Source organism: Nitrosomonas communis (genome assembly GCF_001007935.1).
GTDB lineage: Bacteria > Pseudomonadota > Gammaproteobacteria > Burkholderiales > Nitrosomonadaceae > Nitrosomonas > Nitrosomonas communis.
Genome location: NZ_CP011451.1, coordinates 1,735,072 through 1,752,118 on the forward strand (window position 1 = coordinate 1,735,072; position 17,047 = coordinate 1,752,118).

Below are 17,047 nucleotides of genomic sequence, written 5' to 3' on the forward strand. Positions count from 1 at the left end.
AAATAGTTTGCGGTTTAAGGGAGGTGAGTTTCCGCCGCAGGTCGCGTCTGTTCTGTAGCTTTACTCTAATTCAAATTTAAATTTAAATTCATCTCTGTACTACAAGTAGATTTAAATCTTTTGTTGCTTGCTACGTAATCTAAAAATCATAAGTGTTATCAGCCGCTGTAAATTCCTGAATAACTATCTCAACTCAATGTCTAAGGCAATAAATGGCTTTAGTAGCGGTAAAACCCAAAGCAAAATAACTGATAAGTTGCCTAAATTTCGATTATTTAATTCGAGAAAGAATGGAATACTTATTTTTGGATTTCAGCTGTGTAAGAAATCAAACTTTGAAAAGTGCTTAACTTACTTGGACTGATAATCTTTAAAGCATTTATTAAACGTGATAAAAAATCATAAACGTCTGATTTGCTGTTTTCTTATGTGCGGTATGGTGCATGCTTTTTCTTCAGATATACAAGCCAAGGATAATACGCAAAGAAATATCACTAACCAGCAATCACATAATGATAATGATCAAATCACTATTATATTAAATGACATTATAAAAAAGATCAGCACGCAGAAAAAAGAACTTGACGAACAATTAGAGCTATTAGCAAAGGCACGCACTGATCAGGAAAAAGAAAAGATTCAATCTAAGATAGACACTATCGAACAAACAATAGCCGATCAGGAAGATTCATTTGAAATGATTCTCACCGCTGGGATAGATCTAGGTACCGATGAGACTGCTGCTAAGAAGGATTTTGATTGGCAGCAGGATTTAATCGAAATCATACAACCCTTCTTGCGAGAGTTACACGAACTTACTGAAAATAAGAGGAAGCTTGATAATCTTCATTTCAGGATTAACTTCTACCAACAACAAATTGAGAAAATAAATGAGGTTCTAAAACATATCTCAAAAATCAATCAGGAAAACTTGCAAACGGAAGCATTAGCTGAATTTGAACGAATTAACCAGAAATGGCAAGACCAGCTCGATGAAGGCAGGCATTTATTCGAGGTTGCTCAGTTGCAGCGCGATGAAATGATTCAGTTTAAGACCGAACAAGAACGTTCATTTTTTAATTACCTACAGGAATTCTATGAAGGTCGTGGAGCGACCTTGTTTTTAGCGCTAACCGCATTTATTAGTGTCTATCTTATGATGTTATTGATCTTAAAATTTTTTGGTTTGTTGTTAAATGGTAGAGATAAAAAAAGAAATTACTTTCAGAGACTGATTTTAGTTCTCTATTATTTTATGACGGTAATATTTGCATTAACTGCATTTTTTTATGTTCTGGAAGCACGAGATGATGCAGTGATGACGGGTATAATGATTGTAATTCTGATCAGCATTGCTTGGGTATTAAAGAACTCAATTCCTGCTTTTTTTGAAGAATTGAGGCTATTGCTTAATACAGGTTCTGCTCGAGAAGGCGAGTGCATTTCTTATAATGGGATCACTATGCAAATAGGAAGCTTGCATTATTATACTAATCTAACCAATCCATTACTCCCCGGGCTAAAGCTGAGGTTGACATTATCAGAATTAGCTAAATATGTTTCACGCCCTGTTTCCAAAGATGAGCCTTGGTTCCCCTGTAAAGTAGGAGATTATGTGATGCTTTATGGAGATATTTATGGAAAGGTGAAAAACATTACACTTGAGAATATCGTTTTATCATTACCTGATGGAACCATGCCCATCACATACACTATTGAGGATTTCTTATATGCTACTCCACGAAATTTTTCATTAGGTTTTGTCGCTACCACCACATTCGGGCTTGATGTTAAGCATTTTGAAATGAGTACTGTTGAGATACCTGGAATTTTGACAGAAGGGATTCATCAAGGAATATTGAAGGAAAGTTTTGGAGTTTCTTTAATAGACTTATCCGTTCATTTTGCTAAAGCTGATCTTTCTATCTTAGAGTACGAAATTATTGCTAACTTTGATGGTGCTGCAGCTAATGAATTTTATTCCATAATACGCGCTTTACAACGTTATGCAGTACAAATATGCAATGAACAACAATGGATTTCAATAACTGAGTAAAATTTTGCCGGTTCTTTACTCTACCAGACATTCATACCCGGATATTGCTTTATAATTCCAACTAAAACAATACTCTAATTTTTATCAGCCATTATCCAGAGATTGTGTAAAGAAGGGTTAATTTAAAACCTGTAAAAAAATATTCAGCACTCCACTATCTCTTATAGCTGTTTTCCAGGTTTGCTTTTTATTGAATCCTCAGCGTTTGTTTCAATTTCCGAATTGCTATCTTGATAGGCATATTTGCCGACATTAAAATCCTTACCGAAAATTTGCCAAAATGCGACGAACAAAACAGCAATAAGCGGACCAACGACGAATCCATTGACTCCTATTAGCGTAAGCCCACCCAACGTCGACAATAAAACCATCCAATCAGGCAATTTGGTATCTCGGCCAACCAAAATCGGCCGCAAAACGTTATCTGCCAGTCCAATGATAAACACACCATACGCAATTAACACCGTCGCCTCGAACCATTGTGTGATTGTATACAAATAGATTGCAGCTGGCACCCATACCAGACCTGCACCAATAACCGGAATCATCGAGAAAATTGCCATAATCACACCCCACAACAACGGAGACGGAATGCCTAAAATCCAGAAAATAAGACCACCCAGCGTTCCTTGAAGCATAGCAACCAGTAAATTTCCTTTAACTGTAGCTCTAGCAACCCCGGCAATATTTTGAAAAAGCAACCGCTCGCGCTCGTCACCCATTGGTATGACATAAATGAGCTTTTCAATCAACTGCCGACCATCGCGCAATAGAAAGAACGCAATGTACAACATTAATGCAAGCTTAGTAAAAAAGTTAAAAGTACCTATACCTAATGCTACGGCATTCTGCGTCAGAAAACTACCAATTCCCACCATTACTTCAGTCGCATTTTTTTGCAGTGAAGCGATATCGATGTCCATCCGTTCAAGAAATTGCTGCATTACGGGAAACGCTCGCCGAATCTGATCGAAATATTGCGCTAGCTGAATCTCACCACTTGCAATACGTTGGTAAAGCGCACTACCCTGCTGAAAAAAAGATGTCAACAACAACAAAAAAGGGATAACGACTAAAAATATACAAGCTATGAGTGTAATTAGAGCGATCAAATTAGGTTGCTCCCCCAATTTTTTTTTCAACCAAAGCTGCACTGGATGAAACAGGATTGCAATAATGCAAGCCCATAAAATAGGTGCAAAAAACGGTTTAAGCAGAAATAAAAAAAGGCCCGTAACAAATGTTAGTGCAATCAAGAATGTTTGCCGCTCAAGTATTTTGATCATCACAGAATCCTCGTTATGTCAACACGCTTTGGGAAAAGTTATCGTGGTGAAAATAGCAGCCGAAATGCACCTAAATGATTAAAATTCTACAAAAGCAAAAGCCCTCTTCTCACTTATATCAAGAGCCTGAGAAAGCTACTATAACTTGATTAACATGCAATCTTGCTTTCTCGCCCGAGAGCGGCCTGGAGCTCAACGATTAGCGAGTGGTGTTCGCCCTCATATTCCAACCATCTACGCTAGTCTAGCTATTTTTTCAAATACTTGATTGTGACTTCATAAAATATTTTTATCCACCGTTGTTTTTGTTACTTTTTGGCTTTGGATTATTTTCTTCTTTAATGGAGAAACTCTAAACTCTGGTTAAGCAGTGATTTTCAATAAATCATCTTATACTTTTATTATTTAAAAAACCCCGCACCAGTAGCAGCAAGAAATTCTTCAAGCTGGATTTCAGCGATTTCCTGATTATGTGCTGTACCACACAGATTCCCTGGCTATTATGAGCTAAATTAGTGCGAGCACAGCCATTTATTTCATTGTGCCACTAAAGTTTCTGGCTATTTATAAAGGAGAAGACATGCAAAATATTAGAAATGACTCTTCCGTTTCCATCTGGCAAGCTACCACCACCCTTCCTGCTTTTCCTTCTCTTGAGAGCGATGTTGAAACGGATGTATGCGTGATAGGTGCTGGTATTGCTGGTCTTACCACAGCCTATCTTCTAACCGAACAAAATCAAAAAGTAGTACTAATAGATGCCCATTGCATTGGTAGCGGTGAAACCGGGCGTACTACAGCACATCTTTTTCCTCCGGATGAGTGGTATCACAACATCGAAGACCATTTTGGAGCCGAGCATGCTGCCTTAGTAGCTAATAGCTTTTCTAAAGCAATCGATTTAGTTGAATCCATTATCAAAAAAGAACGAATTGATTGTTCATTCGAGCGCTTGGATGGCTATTTATATGCCTACTCTGAGAAAGATTTTAAAAGTATCGAAAAGGAATTCAATGCCGCACGCAAAGCGGGCGTCACTGTCCAGAAACTGGAGCAAGTTCCTGGAATAAGTTTCACTACCGGCCCTTGTATACAATATTCTAACCAGGCCCAGTTCCATCCACTTAAATATTTGAATGGATTAACAGAGGCTCTTGTGCGTAATGCTGGTATCGTTCATTGCGGTACTCGTGCACTAAAGATCGAAGGCGACAAATCAATGCAGATAGTGAGTACGGATGGTGGAAAAATTAAAGCCAAATCTGTCGTCGTCGCCACGAATACTCCCTTCAACAATAAATTAGTCATACACACCAAACAAGCCGCGTACAGAACCTATGTGATCGGCGTACGTGTTCCTAAGAAAAGCGTGCCGCGCATTCTAATGTGGGATACCGGTGATCCTTATTACTATGTGCGCCTGGAGACACCAGATTCTGAAAGCGACTCTGAAATACTGATTGTGGGCGGGAGGGATCATAAAGTTGGACAAGATGATCATCCTGAGCATCGTTATGACGAAATCGAACAGTGGGTCCGTGATCGCTTTCCAATGGCTCAATCGGTTGAATATCGATGGTCAGGCGAAATCATGGAATCCGCGGATGGCTTAGCGTTTCTCGGGCACAATCCGATGGATGACAACAACGTATATGTGATCACAGGGGATTCCGGTAATGGCATGACACATGGCACGCTCGGTGGAATGATTATCACCGATTTGATTATGGGAAGGAATAACCCATGGACTTCCCTGTACAATCCAGCACGTAAAGCCATTCATGGCATTTCCGACTTTGTTACTGAACAAGCTAATACGCAGGCTCAGTATACCGACTGGTTAAAAGGAGGCCAGGTAGCCTCTGTTCAAGAGATCCTGGCAGGGCAAGGGGCCATTGTTCAGGATGGCCTCCACAAATGGGCCGTTTATAGAGATGACCAAGGTGAATTGCATGCGGTATCGGCTAAGTGTACCCATTTAGGATGCGTTGTTCACTTCAATTCCGCAGAACGTTCATGGGATTGCCCTTGCCATGGCTCACGCTTTGATACGAATGGTAAAGTATTACATGGCCCTGCTTCAACTCCTCTTGCTCCCGTAGATCTCGAACTCAATAAAACTTAGGAGTACAAAATGGATAACAAAAAATGAATTCCGTCATAAATTAAGGGAAATCCTGTTAACTGATCTGACCGAACTACCCGTCAATTGCGCAGTACTGATAGCAGTGAAATCCAGAGAAAAACACCGAATAAGTTGCCTGAATTTGGCGTCGCTAATTCGAGAACGGAAAGAGTATTTATTTTTAGCTTATCTCTTAGGAAGTTAGCATACTTTAATCAGTACTTAACTTCCTAAGACCCAAAACAAATAAATACAACGTAATATTATTTATCAGTCGCATCTCTGACTGTATCTGCCTCATCTTCCAATCTATCAGCCGTATCTTCTGCTGATTTTCTTATTTGTTTTGCTTGCTCTTCCTTTCTCTCAGCTCTTGCTTCACCAGCTTTTTCAGTTGCTTCACGCATTTCTTTGTCTTCCTTGCGAATTTGGTCTGCTCTGTCTTCTAATCGATCAGCTTCCCTCTCCGCTCTGTCGCTAGCAGAACAACTAACAGAAGTTAAAACTAATAAAGAAGCGCTGAGTAACAGAGTTAATTTATTTGATTTATTCATTTCTATGATCTCCAATAATTAAGTTAATGATTTTTATCCTTTTGAAGGATTTAATTTTCATCATTCCACTGCTTCAATAGCTTATCCAATATGGTGATTAATTCAATACGTGTAAACACGTAGGGTCTTGTTGACATTTCATAGAGATAATCCCGGATATCTAATTTCTATCAGGCACGGCATCATGTTTTCGTCATTTATCTTTAGTTTGTCATACCGTGTTATTACTACTCGATATTATCGGCTTCAATATTGGAGCGGACGCAAGCGCTGCCAGGGCGCTACTTCGCTCCATTGAGGAGGGTTTCCATTTTTTCACCAACAATGACATTGTCGGCTTCACCTTACTATATGATTGATACTGTCTGCGGCTTGCCTTCGCGCCATTTTTGATTTAGAAATGACATTAAATCCGTCCAGATACTTCAGAGAAAAATTTACTTTTTATCAGAAAAAGCGGGCAAAGCTGTCATCCGAAATTTTCCTCTGCCATAGCAAAATTTTAAGGGTGGTGCAGAGGCCATTAAATGAAAAAGGGAACGCTGCCTATTTTTATTGTATTTATGCATAAAAAGAATAATATGGCGTTAGAACCCTTTTGTAATATTCTTTGCAATCAGCGTGCAATGCATGAGAAGTATCATGAACTGGAACTATCGGAAAGGAGGTTGTTATGATAAATGAGAACTTCGAGCAGATGGATAGCTGGACAAGTGAGGAAGTCGCCAAATTCAAAGAAGCAGCCAAGATAAAAGAAATCCAGCCGAGGGAAAAAGCAATAGGTTTTCTGGTAAAAACAGCTGCCAAGAAGCCTGGCAGGGTTATCGCTGAGGGAGACTCATGGTTCGATTACTTGCCGGGCACTGATCTTATCGATTGCCTTAAGAACCATTATGATTACGATATCGAGCATTATGCTAAGGCTGGCGATACCTTGGAAAACATGATTTTCGGCACCGGAATTAACAAACACTTCCAGCGGGTTGCTCCGCAGATTGAGACCGTACTGCGCCGGATAAAAGAGGTGCAACCGAAAGTGTTTCTGTTCTCGGGTGGGGGCAACGATGTGGCTGGTGACGAGTTCGAGTCGTATCTGAACCACAAGAATAGCGGTTTGCCTGCCTTACGGAAAGATTTCGTCGAAAACATGATCAACATCGTATTTCGTCAATACTTCACAGAGCTTATCAAACGGGTGGCTGCCGTATCACCAGCCACGCAGATAGTAGCCCATGGTTATGGCCACACGTTTCCAACGGGAGAAAGTGTTGATTTCCTGTTTTTCACCTTTGCAGGACCGTGGTTGCGGCCGGCACTTGCAAGAAAAGGGATCTTCGAGGCTACTGAACAGCAAAATCTCGTGTTTGAGCTTATTGATAAATACAACGAGATGCTGCGAGAGATGGCGCATGTTCACGCCAACTTCCACCATATCGATCTGCGCCCTATTCTCAATCCTGCAAGTGACTGGGCAAACGAGCTTCATTTGAAGAATAGCGCTTATGCACGCTCGGCTGCACAAATCCACGATAAAATACAATCCTTGCTTTAACCATCGTGGTGACATTGGTGGGAGATCATCGAAATGGAGATTTAGGAGGTGGAGTAATTAGAGGCATGATTGATTGCCTTGTTTTACCCGAAATTAAACGTGTCTCACGATAGCAATACATGATGATCAATTGTTCCATTTCTAAATCAAAACTGACTTTGTCGGCTTCACCTTGCCGTATGATGGGCACTGTCTGCGGCTCGCCTTCGTGTCATGTTTGATTGAGAAGTGGAATGATGTACTGCTTCACTAGCGCATCAACACGCAACACGCAACATGCTCCTGCCCTTCCCACATTTTCATTCTGAATAATAAATGTTAGATTATCCGATTTATTCGGAGAATCATATGCCCCGGCCGGTTACTCCATCGCTCGCCAGCGATATCATTATCGAACTTATCGATTATCCCAATCGTCCCATTGTCTTGATCGAGCGCGCTCATCTTCCCTATGGCTGGGCCATTCCTGGAGGGTTTGTCGATGTCGGTGAAATGATGGAACAAGCAGCGGTGCGAGAAGCGCGAGAAGAAGTTAGCTTAGATATAAAGTTGATCGCTTTACTCGGTCTTTATTCTGATCCAAGCCGTGACAGTCGTGGACATACTGTAACTGCAGTTTATGTGGCCGAGGCTTGTGGTACCCCAGTGGCAGACGACGACGCCAAAAATTGCCAGATATTCAGTGTAGATAATTTGCCCCAGCTTTTGGCTTTCGACCACAGTCTAGTACTTTCCGATTATCTTAATTTTCGTTCGACTGGAAAAGTGGCACCACTACGCGGTGTTTTTAAAATTTAAAGTATCCTTATCGCTTCAAAATTAGGTTTCATAATCCCTCACTCAGTCTTCGCCCTATAGGGAAGGTATTGATGCCTAATTTTGAAGTACGAGGAGATGCCTGACAAAAAGCCGCTTTTAATCATGGCATCGTTGTGCAACCGTTCATTACCTCAGCAATGATCACTGCGCTTACTCTGCCACACCTAGCTAATCCCTAAAATTCTGATATTGCAGTGGAAAGTCTGTAATAGATTCCTTAACGAATGCAATACAGTCCTGCAAGTCATCACGATTCTTGCCAGTAACACGCACGGATTCGCCCTGGATGCTTGCTTGTACCTTCAGCTTGCTTTCTTTGATCAGCTTGACGATCTTTTTCGCCAGTTCAGTTTCCACTCCTACTTTCACAGTGTAGGAACGCTTCACTTTGTTGCCACTGACCTTCTCGATCTTATCATTGATATCAAGGCTGCGGATATCTACGCCACGTTTGCTCAACTTGGAAGTGAGAATGTCCTGCACCTGGCTCAGCTGGAATTCATTGTCAGCATACATGGTAAGTTCCATTTCGGCCTGTTCCACGCGCGCGTCCGACCCTTTGAAATCAAAGCGTGTAGTGACTTCTTTGTTGGTTTGTTCCACTGCGTTCTTGACTTCGGTTTTATCTACTTCGGATACGATATCAAAAGACGGCATGTTCACTCCTTATAACAGCAAGAAAACGACAAATTAACCTAATTCCATTTCTAAATCAAAAATGATTTTGTCGGCTTCACCTTGTCGTATGATTGATACTGTCTGCGGCTCGCCTTCGCGTGATTTTCGATTTAGAAATGGAATAAACACTGCAGCTGCTCGGGGTGAAGCATGAGGTGACTCAGGTAACAAGGCTGGGTGCAATAAGTTCGCAGGGGCGCTCCCTGCAACGACGCTTTCGTGCCTGGAGCGGTCCACATTATACCGGCGTGGTGGCTTTAATATTCGGCTGAATGAGAAATTTCCAAAGAGGCCTCTATATGTCATGGGCTTAACTCTCCAATTAAGCGATCAATTGCAATTTTAGGATAATTAGGAATGAGCGTCCTCATTACCTGATCTTGAGAAAGCGGTGTTAAACCCTTTTATTCAATTCATGCATGAAAAAAATAATATAGTAAGTTTTATAAGATATGGAGGTTATGTTGTCATGTACATGTTCTTATAGGCGGCCCTACTACCATTAGTCACACCACTCGAATTTCAGAATTTTACATCGTAGTTCTGACTGCGATGGGCTTGTGCCCACTTGGTTTGCGAACTGTTGTATAGCAGTTTTACAATTTTCTAGTGCCATGTGCTCTGCTTGCTCTCTATCTGGTGCGCGCGCTAATCCATGCACTCCAATCAAGCTGTATCCCTGGTTTGCTCTACAATACTGGTGGCCACAATAATAGTTAGGAAAATAGTCAAGCACCCATTGGCAGCAGCTTCCCCATCCTTCCCGGGGAGGGCCTAAAACATCATATAGAGGTACAGCCAGAACCGCGGCAAATCCCTTGTCGTTGAATCCAGTCTTGTCAACAACATCGCCTTGCACGACTTCACCACGATTATCAAGATAGCTAATTACAGTATTTGACTGAGGATGCTTAGAACTACAGAGATCAGCCTCATATTGTGCCCGTATTTTTTCTTGAGGCGTGGCACAACCCACTAGGATACTAACTGAAAGTGCGACAAATACCAGCGGTAGTTTCATTTTTAATTATTACAATTTAGTTTATGGTTAAATTAGCTGAAGCAGAAATAAGAGAATAAATCTTTTAAGCAAATAAATTAGTGGCATTATTTAAAATTTGCGCGAGTAAATTAAACCCTATCATGTAATCTCTTTTAATTAAAGCTTCTTTAATAATGTAATGGAAATAATACGCTAAATAGAACCATTCTCATCGCTGCTGCTCATAACAAGTTCCCGTTACTGGATTAGTCTGGTTATAACGTTTATCCACAATTTCCGTGGATAAGGTTGTGAATAATTGCTGTATGTTGAAGAAGAGTCATGTTTATTCAGGACGCTGCAAAAAGATGCAGATCGGATGTTTTTACCACATTAGTGTTAGTGAGTCTAAGGATCGAGACTACTTTGTCAGTCTAAGCGATAGCTGTATTAACTCTTTTCCCAGCTTGAATAACCACGTTATCACATGGTTTGGTGGGGGCATAGTTATAGTTGCCACTGGCGTAAATTGCAGCCAAAGCAGCATAATCATATTTGCTCATAGATGGTTTTACATAACCTGCCTACTATTGAAAATACCTCGCAATCAAGTTTAATCTATGCGGTCTTTTATTTAAATAATCGACATGGATTTAACAATTACTCGCATTGAGTAAAGGTAGCTTCTCCATTGAATGTTTGCTGAGGGTTATCCTCACTGGCGCGCAGAAGGAAGATGCCATTCAAAGTATTTGCATCCAGGATGAGATGATAAGTACCCGACCATAGTCTTTTTTGTGCAGAATTTGGAACATTTTCTGCTTCTGAGGCATGAAGCGAAATCTCGATCTTATCACTTACTGTCGTGCTCGAACCGATTACCAGCCGCGTATGGTGTTGAAATGGTGGGGTGGTGATGATATCGAAACTGGCTGTTCCTGAGACTAAACGATTCTTGTTTTTTTTCCTGTGATTCGCTTCCTGATCCGCTTGCTCATTAAAGTCAAAAAGTTGCAACTGCGTGTCACCATGCCCTGGCATTGCGGTATTCAACAACCAGCAATAAGGAGCAGAGTCAGCCTGTGCCACTGAAGCCAAGCTAAAGATACTCACCAAAAGTAAATAATTAATAGTTTTCATGATGACCTGTTAAAGCAGTGTTAATATTTAGCAGCTAAATAAGGCTGTAACTGCTAAATTAATAGCACTTGGTGCATAAGTAATTCTATTTCTAAATCAAAATTGACATTGTCAGCTTTGCCTTGCCGTATGATTGATACGGCCGGCGGCTCGCCTTTGCGTCATGTTTGATTTGGAAATGGAATAACGCTTTGTAACACTTATAACACTTAGCCATTGCTAACTTCAAACATACTTGGCCGAGCAAACTGTAAAAAAAATCGACAAAATAATTCCTCTCAAAAGCAGAGAAGGAACCACGGCTCAAACTAATTGCGCTTTATTACGAAATGATAGTAAAACGCAACCAATAGGCAAGCAATAATGCATACGCATACAATTTTGTGTCTGAATAGCAGAGACATGAAAAAAAACCATATAATCAATCTGTTGCGTTATTGCGCCAGATAAATCAAGTTATCTGATATTAAAAATCCAGGCTGGCTCGTGTCATTTCGATAATTTTGTAAAAGAATTCTTTTTTTATGTCGAAATTTTTTACAGAATTATCTGGTGGCAGGGTTTCATTGATTAATTAATAATCATCAATCAAATTAAATTAATTTAAAAACAATAATATATATTAATTCCACTTAAATCGGCATGTTTATTGCTGATATAAAAGGAAATCATATTAAATTCAAATTAAGCGTTTTATAAATTTAAGATTGAGTCAGACAAAGCGTGAACTGAAATAAAACAACTCTGACTAAAATAGGTAATAATAATGAGAAGTATCTTTCCAGATTTGCTATCTGCTTTGTTTTTTATGATTCTTAAGGGTTTTCTAATCTTTGTATGAGCCATCAGCAATTCCCGCTCTTAAGAGTGGCCTATGCAATTTTTTTGAAAAGGACTACTTATGAGTGTAAATATAGTTGACATAGATCAGAGTCAAAGCAAACGACTTACTCGGAGTCAAGGTAAGCGGCTTACGCCAGCACTATACACATTGTTAGAAGCATGTGTTGAAATGAAAACAACCAATACCAAAGTACTTGCAGCTCACTTATGTCGCTCTCCTGCCACCATTCGCACTGAGTTCCAACGAATTCTTTCCTTTATGGATGTGCATTGCAGATATGAGGCATTGCGAAAAGCAGAAGATAATGGATTGATCCGACGACGTAAGCGAAGATAAATTGGCAAGGAATGGCAAGGAATTTGGTAGAGCAATCTGCTGATGTTGAGTTTTCCATGCCAACCTTGTTGGCAAGAACATACTTATAACATATTAGCCATCTATGTCACTGTTACTTTCTGGAAGCGCTTCATCTGGATTGTAATTGATATATTGCTGTAATATCTGACGTAATAGTTAAATGATCGATCTCATGGTAGCTTTTGATGTTCCTGCTATTGTGAGATAAAAAGTTATGCTCATGTATTATTGCGAAACTTTTTTTATTCTTGAGCATCGCTATGGAACAAAGCGTGACGATGCCTCATGAGATTCGCTGGCTGGATGCACGGTATAAATTCTTTGTTTTAATCTACGGATCACAGCAAATCAGGCTATCTCCTACTTTTCTCAATGAGAATATTTGCTTTGTCTGGACATAATAGGGCAATATCGGTAATTGGCAACTTGATTTGCTTTTTCCTGATTAACGCTCTGCCGCCCAATGGGAGATCAAATCAAAATGTCGCTGCTCTTCGTATTACCTATCATAAAGTGCCATGATGTGATGTGGCTGCTGCCATGACAGCGTGCAGGCAGCTGGCAAAGGTTGATTGAGTATGTTGAATATGGTTAGTCTTCAAAACATTGATATCCATAGCTCTACGATAAAGCACGAAATAACGTGTAGCTAATCTGGAGATGAGCTCAGATAAGCTCTAATTTGATAAGACTTTCCACAATTTTGGCGGGAGAATGCTATGACGAAAAGAATGATCGTAATTTTGGTCCTAATCCTGGCTGCATGCACAAGTATCAGAGGACCGAAAGAGCAGCCATGGATTTATGAAGAACCGATAGCTGGAAATCATGTTGATCTGGCACGCTGCGTTGTAGCTAGGTTGCAAGCGGATAGCAGATGGTCAATTCGTATGTTGCAATTCAGCAATCGACTCTATCAGGATATCGACGCATCCGCAATTTATGCCTATGACACAAGATTCCTGCCGGGTATCTTTGCGCGTAATTCCCCTACCAATCCCGATGCAGTTTTTGAATATGTTGCCCCGAACCCAGGAATCCGCTCCTGTCATCAAGATAGTGCCGAGGTGGAACCTGCTTATGCATTTGTTTTGATGATTAAGAATATGAGTGATAACCGTACGATGGCGACTTTGAAAGGCAATAAGCATGTAGGGGGTATCGCTTGGCAGCATTTGCAAACGTGCGTACTGACCAGAGCAAAGTCTTCATAATAGTGCTTCAGTTTGGCTGATCAAGGTTTGTCATTAGGCTCACTACTATACACTTATGAATTCATGGCATGCTGTTTCAGCTTGCAAAAATAAAAATATTATTCTTGTCAGTAATTTAAAACATGTTTCGAGGCTACGATGTGATCATCATCGGCGCGGGTGCAGCCGGGTTGATGTGTGCGATACAAGCCGGGAAGCGCGGACGGCACGTATGGTTGATCGACCATATGGCAAAAATTGCGGAGAAAATACGTATTTCAGGTGGCGGGCGCTGCAATTTTACTAATCTCCATGCGCAGCACCGATGTTATCTTTCGCAAAATCCACATTTTTGCAAATCAGCACTCAAGCAATATACAGTACAAGATTTTATTTCTCTAGTGCGCAAACATAACATTGCTTTTCATGAGAAAAAGCTGGGGCAGCTATTTTGTGATGACTCGTCCAAGCAGATCATTAATATGCTACTCACGGAAGCGCGTCAGGCAGGAGTCAAGCTGGAGACACAAACATGTGTGTTTGATATTGAGGCTGTTCCAGGTGGTTATTGTGTCAAGACCAATAAAGGTGATCAAATCTGCACTTCGCTTGTGATTGCAACAGGTGGCCTTTCTATTCCGAAAATCGGAGCAAGCAATTTCGGTTATGAAATCGCCAGGAAGTTTGGTTTGAATGTCATCGAACCCAGAGCCGGCTTGGTCCCTCTGACTTTTGACGGTGCGTTATTGGAGCGGTGCAAAGCATTGAGCGGTGTTTCAGTCGAGGCGAAAGTCTGCTACCAAAAGCAGGTCTTTGCTGAAGGACTGTTATTTACCCACCGCGGCTTAAGCGGCCCATCCATCTTGCAAATCTCGTCTTACTGGCAAGAAGGAGAGCCAATCAGGGTGAATCTGGCGCCTGGAATAGATGTTTTCAGGTTTCTAAAAGAAAAGAAGCAAAGCAACTCAAAAATGCACGTAAGTAATGCCCTTTCTGAGATTCTCCCCAAACGCCTGGCACAAAGCATCTGCGATGAGCAGACGTGCAATGGTATATTGGCTTCATTGCCTGATAGCAAGCTGGCAGCGCTTGCGCGCGCAGTCAATGACTGGCACATCCATCCCACTGGCACTGAAGGCTACCGCACAGCAGAAGTCACGGTAGGCGGTATCGATACGCAAGAACTCTCATCGCAGACAATGGAAGTCAAAAAACATCCCGGTCTGTTTTTTATCGGAGAGGTCATCGATGTGACAGGCCATTTAGGAGGCTTTAATTTCCAGTGGGCCTGGTCTTCGGGTTATGCTGCAGGGGTGGTTGTGTAGCGTACACCATCTATAAGGAATTAGAATTTAGGCTTATCTTTTGCTGAGGTATACCGTTTGACGCCCTCTATGATCTCCGCTTTGGCATCTTCAATACCGCCCCAACCTTCAATCTTGACCCATTTGCCCTTTTCTAAATCTTTGTAGTGCGAAAAGAAATGTGCAATCTGCGCACGCATGAATTCAGATAGATCATCCACCGATTTAATTTGCGTGTAAAGGCTGCATAATTTGTCAATCGGCACGGCCACTAACTTGATATCTTCACCGGCCTCATCGGTCATTTTTAATGCGCCAAGCGGTCGACAGCGAACAACTACACCAGTAATCAAGGGTACCGGCGAAATAACCAGCACATCTACTGGATCTTTGTCCCCGGATAAGGTATGCGGGATATAACCATAATTACATGGGTAATGCATGGAAGTAGACATAAAGCGATCTACAAACAGGGCACCCGTTTTCTTGTCCATTTCATATTTGATGGGATCAGAATTCATGGGTATTTCAACGATCACATTGAAATCATTGGGAAGGTCATGACCTGAATCGACACGATCTAAGTTCATTGGCAGTCCTGAAAATTGTTAATACGCTATTATAACGGTAAGCGTTGATTATCACGGCATGATCGATTGATTCATGCTTAACTTTCCTTCTATAAAATGGTACGTTAACTTAGTCTTATGCGCATGTTACTTAAACTGGTTATTTTCATGGCAGCCGGCTACGCGGCTTTGTTATTATTGGTATTTTTTGCCCAATCGTATCTTATCTATTTCCCGCAACGCAACATTACCTTTACACCCGATCGGGAAGGCCTTGCCTATGAGCCGGTGACGATTGCCACGGCTGATAAGGAAACCCTACATGGATGGTTTGTACCGGCCCCTTCCGCTGCTAAAGGAACCATTCTTTTCTTTCATGGCAATGCTGGTAATATTTCCCATCGGAGGGATTATTTATTGACGTTTTATCGATTGGGGTATAACACCTTCATTTTTGATTACCGAGGTTATGGCAGAAGCAGCGGTTCACCGTCAGAAACTGGCACGTATCAAGACGCATCAGCAGCATGGCAGTATTTGACCGAAATAAAAGCTATCCCACCTTCTCGGATCGTGCTATTCGGTGAATCACTTGGCGGTGCTGTCGCAGCATGGCTTGCTGCCAAGCAAAAACCCGGCGCATTAGTGTTGGCGTCGGTATTTATTTCGGTACCTGACCTGGCATCAGAATTGTATCCATTCCTGCCAGTACGCCTTCTCTCCCGATTCCAATACAATACGATCGATTATTTGCAGTCTGTCACTTGCCCGGTATTGGTCGCGCATAGCCCGCAAGATGAGATCGTGCCTTTTTGGCACGGTCAGGCGCTCTTTCAGGTAGCAGCCGAACCGAAACTATTCCTGACATTGCAGGGCGGGCACAACGAAGGCTTCATTTTTAGCCGTAAAGAATGGGCCATGGCACTGGATGATTTTATCAGTACCAGATTGGGGGAGGCTGGTAGATTATCCCAGTAATTCCATTTCTAAATTAAGCCTAACTCTGCCAGCTCTACCTTACTGTATTATTTATACTGCTGGCGGTTTGCCTTCGTGTCATCTTTGATTTAAAAATGGAATAACAGGGTAATCAATATATTGTTTGGCTTGAATTGGCAAAGACTGACATTTGCGCAGCTTGCTGGTTTGGTATGCTTGCCGCGAACAGTCATTAATAATCATTGTCAGATGGGATACTAATTGAGACAGAAGCTGCGAATATATTTTTTAAGAATTTGTTTGCTTATGGAAGGTCTGCTAGATGAGCTTGGATCCATTGAAACGGAATAAATCATTTCAATTAACCAAGAATATAAGGAGATCCAGATGAAATTGCGTCATTTTATCGTTATGCTATGCCTGCTTATCTTTAGTAACGGAGCATACGCATATCGTTGTACGATCGATATGAGAAAAATTGATGAGGCTTTGGCAAAAAAGCCGGCAATCACTGAAACACAAGAAGCCGAGGTCCGGAAGTTGCGAGCTGAAGGTGAAACCTTACATAACAAAGGAAAGCATACAGAAGCACTGGAAGCGCTTCATCGAGCGCTGGAAATACTAGATGTCCAGTAACCATTTTAGGAGA

The 17,047-nt window shown here is 41.3% G+C and carries 17 protein-coding genes and 1 pseudogene; 10 read left to right on the top strand and 8 right to left on the bottom strand.

The features are described from left to right. Positions 1–436: 436 nt before the first annotated feature. A complete protein-coding gene (locus AAW31_RS07915; RefSeq protein WP_046849818.1) occupies positions 437–2,056 on the top strand; it encodes a coiled-coil domain-containing protein in 1,620 nt (539 codons plus the stop codon). A 161-nt stretch (positions 2,057–2,217) separates the two neighbouring features. Here the strand turns inward: AAW31_RS07915 and AAW31_RS07920 are convergent, their stop codons facing one another. Then, positions 2,218–3,312, bottom strand: a complete 1,095-nt coding sequence (locus AAW31_RS07920; protein ID WP_235264567.1) for an AI-2E family transporter — start codon at positions 3,310–3,312, stop codon at positions 2,218–2,220. Between AAW31_RS07920 and AAW31_RS22705 the strand changes: the two genes are divergently transcribed. Continuing rightward, positions 3,233–3,424 carry a hypothetical protein gene (locus tag AAW31_RS22705; RefSeq protein WP_235264589.1) on the top strand — a complete coding sequence of 64 codons (192 nt, stop codon included), beginning with the start codon at positions 3,233–3,235 and terminating at the stop codon, positions 3,422–3,424. The genes AAW31_RS07920 and AAW31_RS22705 overlap by 80 nt on opposite strands. 498 nt (positions 3,425–3,922) lie before the next feature. Beyond that, positions 3,923–5,467 (top strand): FAD-dependent oxidoreductase, encoded by a 1,545-nt coding sequence (locus tag AAW31_RS07925; protein ID WP_052752145.1) that lies wholly within the window; start codon positions 3,923–3,925, stop codon positions 5,465–5,467. Positions 5,468–5,503: 36 nt separating this feature from the next. On the opposite strand, the pseudogene AAW31_RS21910 reads toward AAW31_RS07925, so the two are convergent. Further along, positions 5,504–5,623: pseudogene (locus AAW31_RS21910) on the bottom strand (IS1595 family transposase); the annotation flags it as partial. 107 nt (positions 5,624–5,730) lie between these two features. Further along, complete coding sequence (locus AAW31_RS07930) at positions 5,731–6,021, bottom strand: hypothetical protein (RefSeq protein ID WP_046849820.1); 291 nt, start codon at positions 6,019–6,021, stop codon at positions 5,731–5,733. Between the two features lie 673 nt (positions 6,022–6,694). Here AAW31_RS07930 and AAW31_RS07935 point away from each other — a divergent pair. Further along, entirely contained in the window at positions 6,695–7,573 is an 879-nt protein-coding gene (locus tag AAW31_RS07935; protein ID WP_046849821.1) for an SGNH/GDSL hydrolase family protein, read from the top strand. A gap of 348 nt (positions 7,574–7,921) precedes the next feature. Further along, positions 7,922–8,371 carry an NUDIX domain-containing protein gene (locus AAW31_RS07940; RefSeq protein ID WP_046849822.1) on the top strand — a complete coding sequence of 150 codons (450 nt, stop codon included), beginning with the start codon at positions 7,922–7,924 and terminating at the stop codon, positions 8,369–8,371. 189 nt (positions 8,372–8,560) lie between these two features. On the opposite strand, the gene AAW31_RS07945 is transcribed toward AAW31_RS07940, so the two are convergent. The 4 genes from AAW31_RS07945 to AAW31_RS07960 form a co-directional block, all read right to left on the bottom strand. Further along, positions 8,561–9,049, bottom strand: a complete 489-nt coding sequence (locus tag AAW31_RS07945; RefSeq protein ID WP_046849823.1) for a YajQ family cyclic di-GMP-binding protein — start codon at positions 9,047–9,049, stop codon at positions 8,561–8,563. A gap of 33 nt (positions 9,050–9,082) precedes the next feature. Then, positions 9,083–9,376, bottom strand: coding sequence for a hypothetical protein (locus tag AAW31_RS07950; RefSeq protein ID WP_046849824.1), 294 nt, complete (start codon positions 9,374–9,376; stop codon positions 9,083–9,085). A 196-nt stretch (positions 9,377–9,572) separates the two neighbouring features. Beyond that, a complete protein-coding gene (locus tag AAW31_RS07955; RefSeq protein ID WP_046849825.1) occupies positions 9,573–10,091 on the bottom strand; it encodes a hypothetical protein in 519 nt (172 codons plus the stop codon). Between the two features lie 621 nt (positions 10,092–10,712). After that, a complete protein-coding gene (locus AAW31_RS07960) occupies positions 10,713–11,192 on the bottom strand; it encodes a hypothetical protein (RefSeq protein ID WP_046849826.1) in 480 nt (159 codons plus the stop codon). A gap of 901 nt (positions 11,193–12,093) precedes the next feature. Between AAW31_RS07960 and AAW31_RS22710 the strand changes: the two genes are divergently transcribed. The 3 genes from AAW31_RS22710 (at position 12,094) to AAW31_RS07970 (ending at position 14,911) form a co-directional block, all read left to right on the top strand. Beyond that, on the top strand, positions 12,094–12,372 hold the full coding sequence (locus tag AAW31_RS22710; protein ID WP_082110379.1) for a helix-turn-helix domain-containing protein: 279 nt from the start codon (positions 12,094–12,096) through the stop codon (positions 12,370–12,372). 740 nt (positions 12,373–13,112) lie between these two features. After that, positions 13,113–13,607 (top strand): hypothetical protein, encoded by a 495-nt coding sequence (locus tag AAW31_RS07965; protein WP_046849827.1) that lies wholly within the window; start codon positions 13,113–13,115, stop codon positions 13,605–13,607. 122 nt (positions 13,608–13,729) lie between these two features. Further along, positions 13,730–14,911 (top strand): BaiN/RdsA family NAD(P)/FAD-dependent oxidoreductase, encoded by a 1,182-nt coding sequence (locus tag AAW31_RS07970; protein WP_046849828.1) that lies wholly within the window; start codon positions 13,730–13,732, stop codon positions 14,909–14,911. A gap of 20 nt (positions 14,912–14,931) precedes the next feature. Here AAW31_RS07970 and ppa read toward each other — a convergent pair whose 3' ends face one another. Then, positions 14,932–15,480, bottom strand: a complete 549-nt coding sequence (gene ppa, locus AAW31_RS07975; protein WP_046849829.1) for an inorganic diphosphatase — start codon at positions 15,478–15,480, stop codon at positions 14,932–14,934. A 117-nt stretch (positions 15,481–15,597) separates the two neighbouring features. On the opposite strand from ppa, the gene AAW31_RS07980 reads away from it, so the two are divergent. After that, the gene (locus AAW31_RS07980) at positions 15,598–16,437 is read left to right on the top strand and encodes an alpha/beta hydrolase (protein ID WP_046849830.1); all 840 of its coding nucleotides are present in this window, start codon (positions 15,598–15,600) and stop codon (positions 16,435–16,437) included. A 348-nt stretch (positions 16,438–16,785) separates the two neighbouring features. Further along, complete coding sequence (locus AAW31_RS07985; RefSeq protein WP_046849831.1) at positions 16,786–17,034, top strand: hypothetical protein; 249 nt, start codon at positions 16,786–16,788, stop codon at positions 17,032–17,034. Positions 17,035–17,047: the final 13 nt, after the last annotated feature.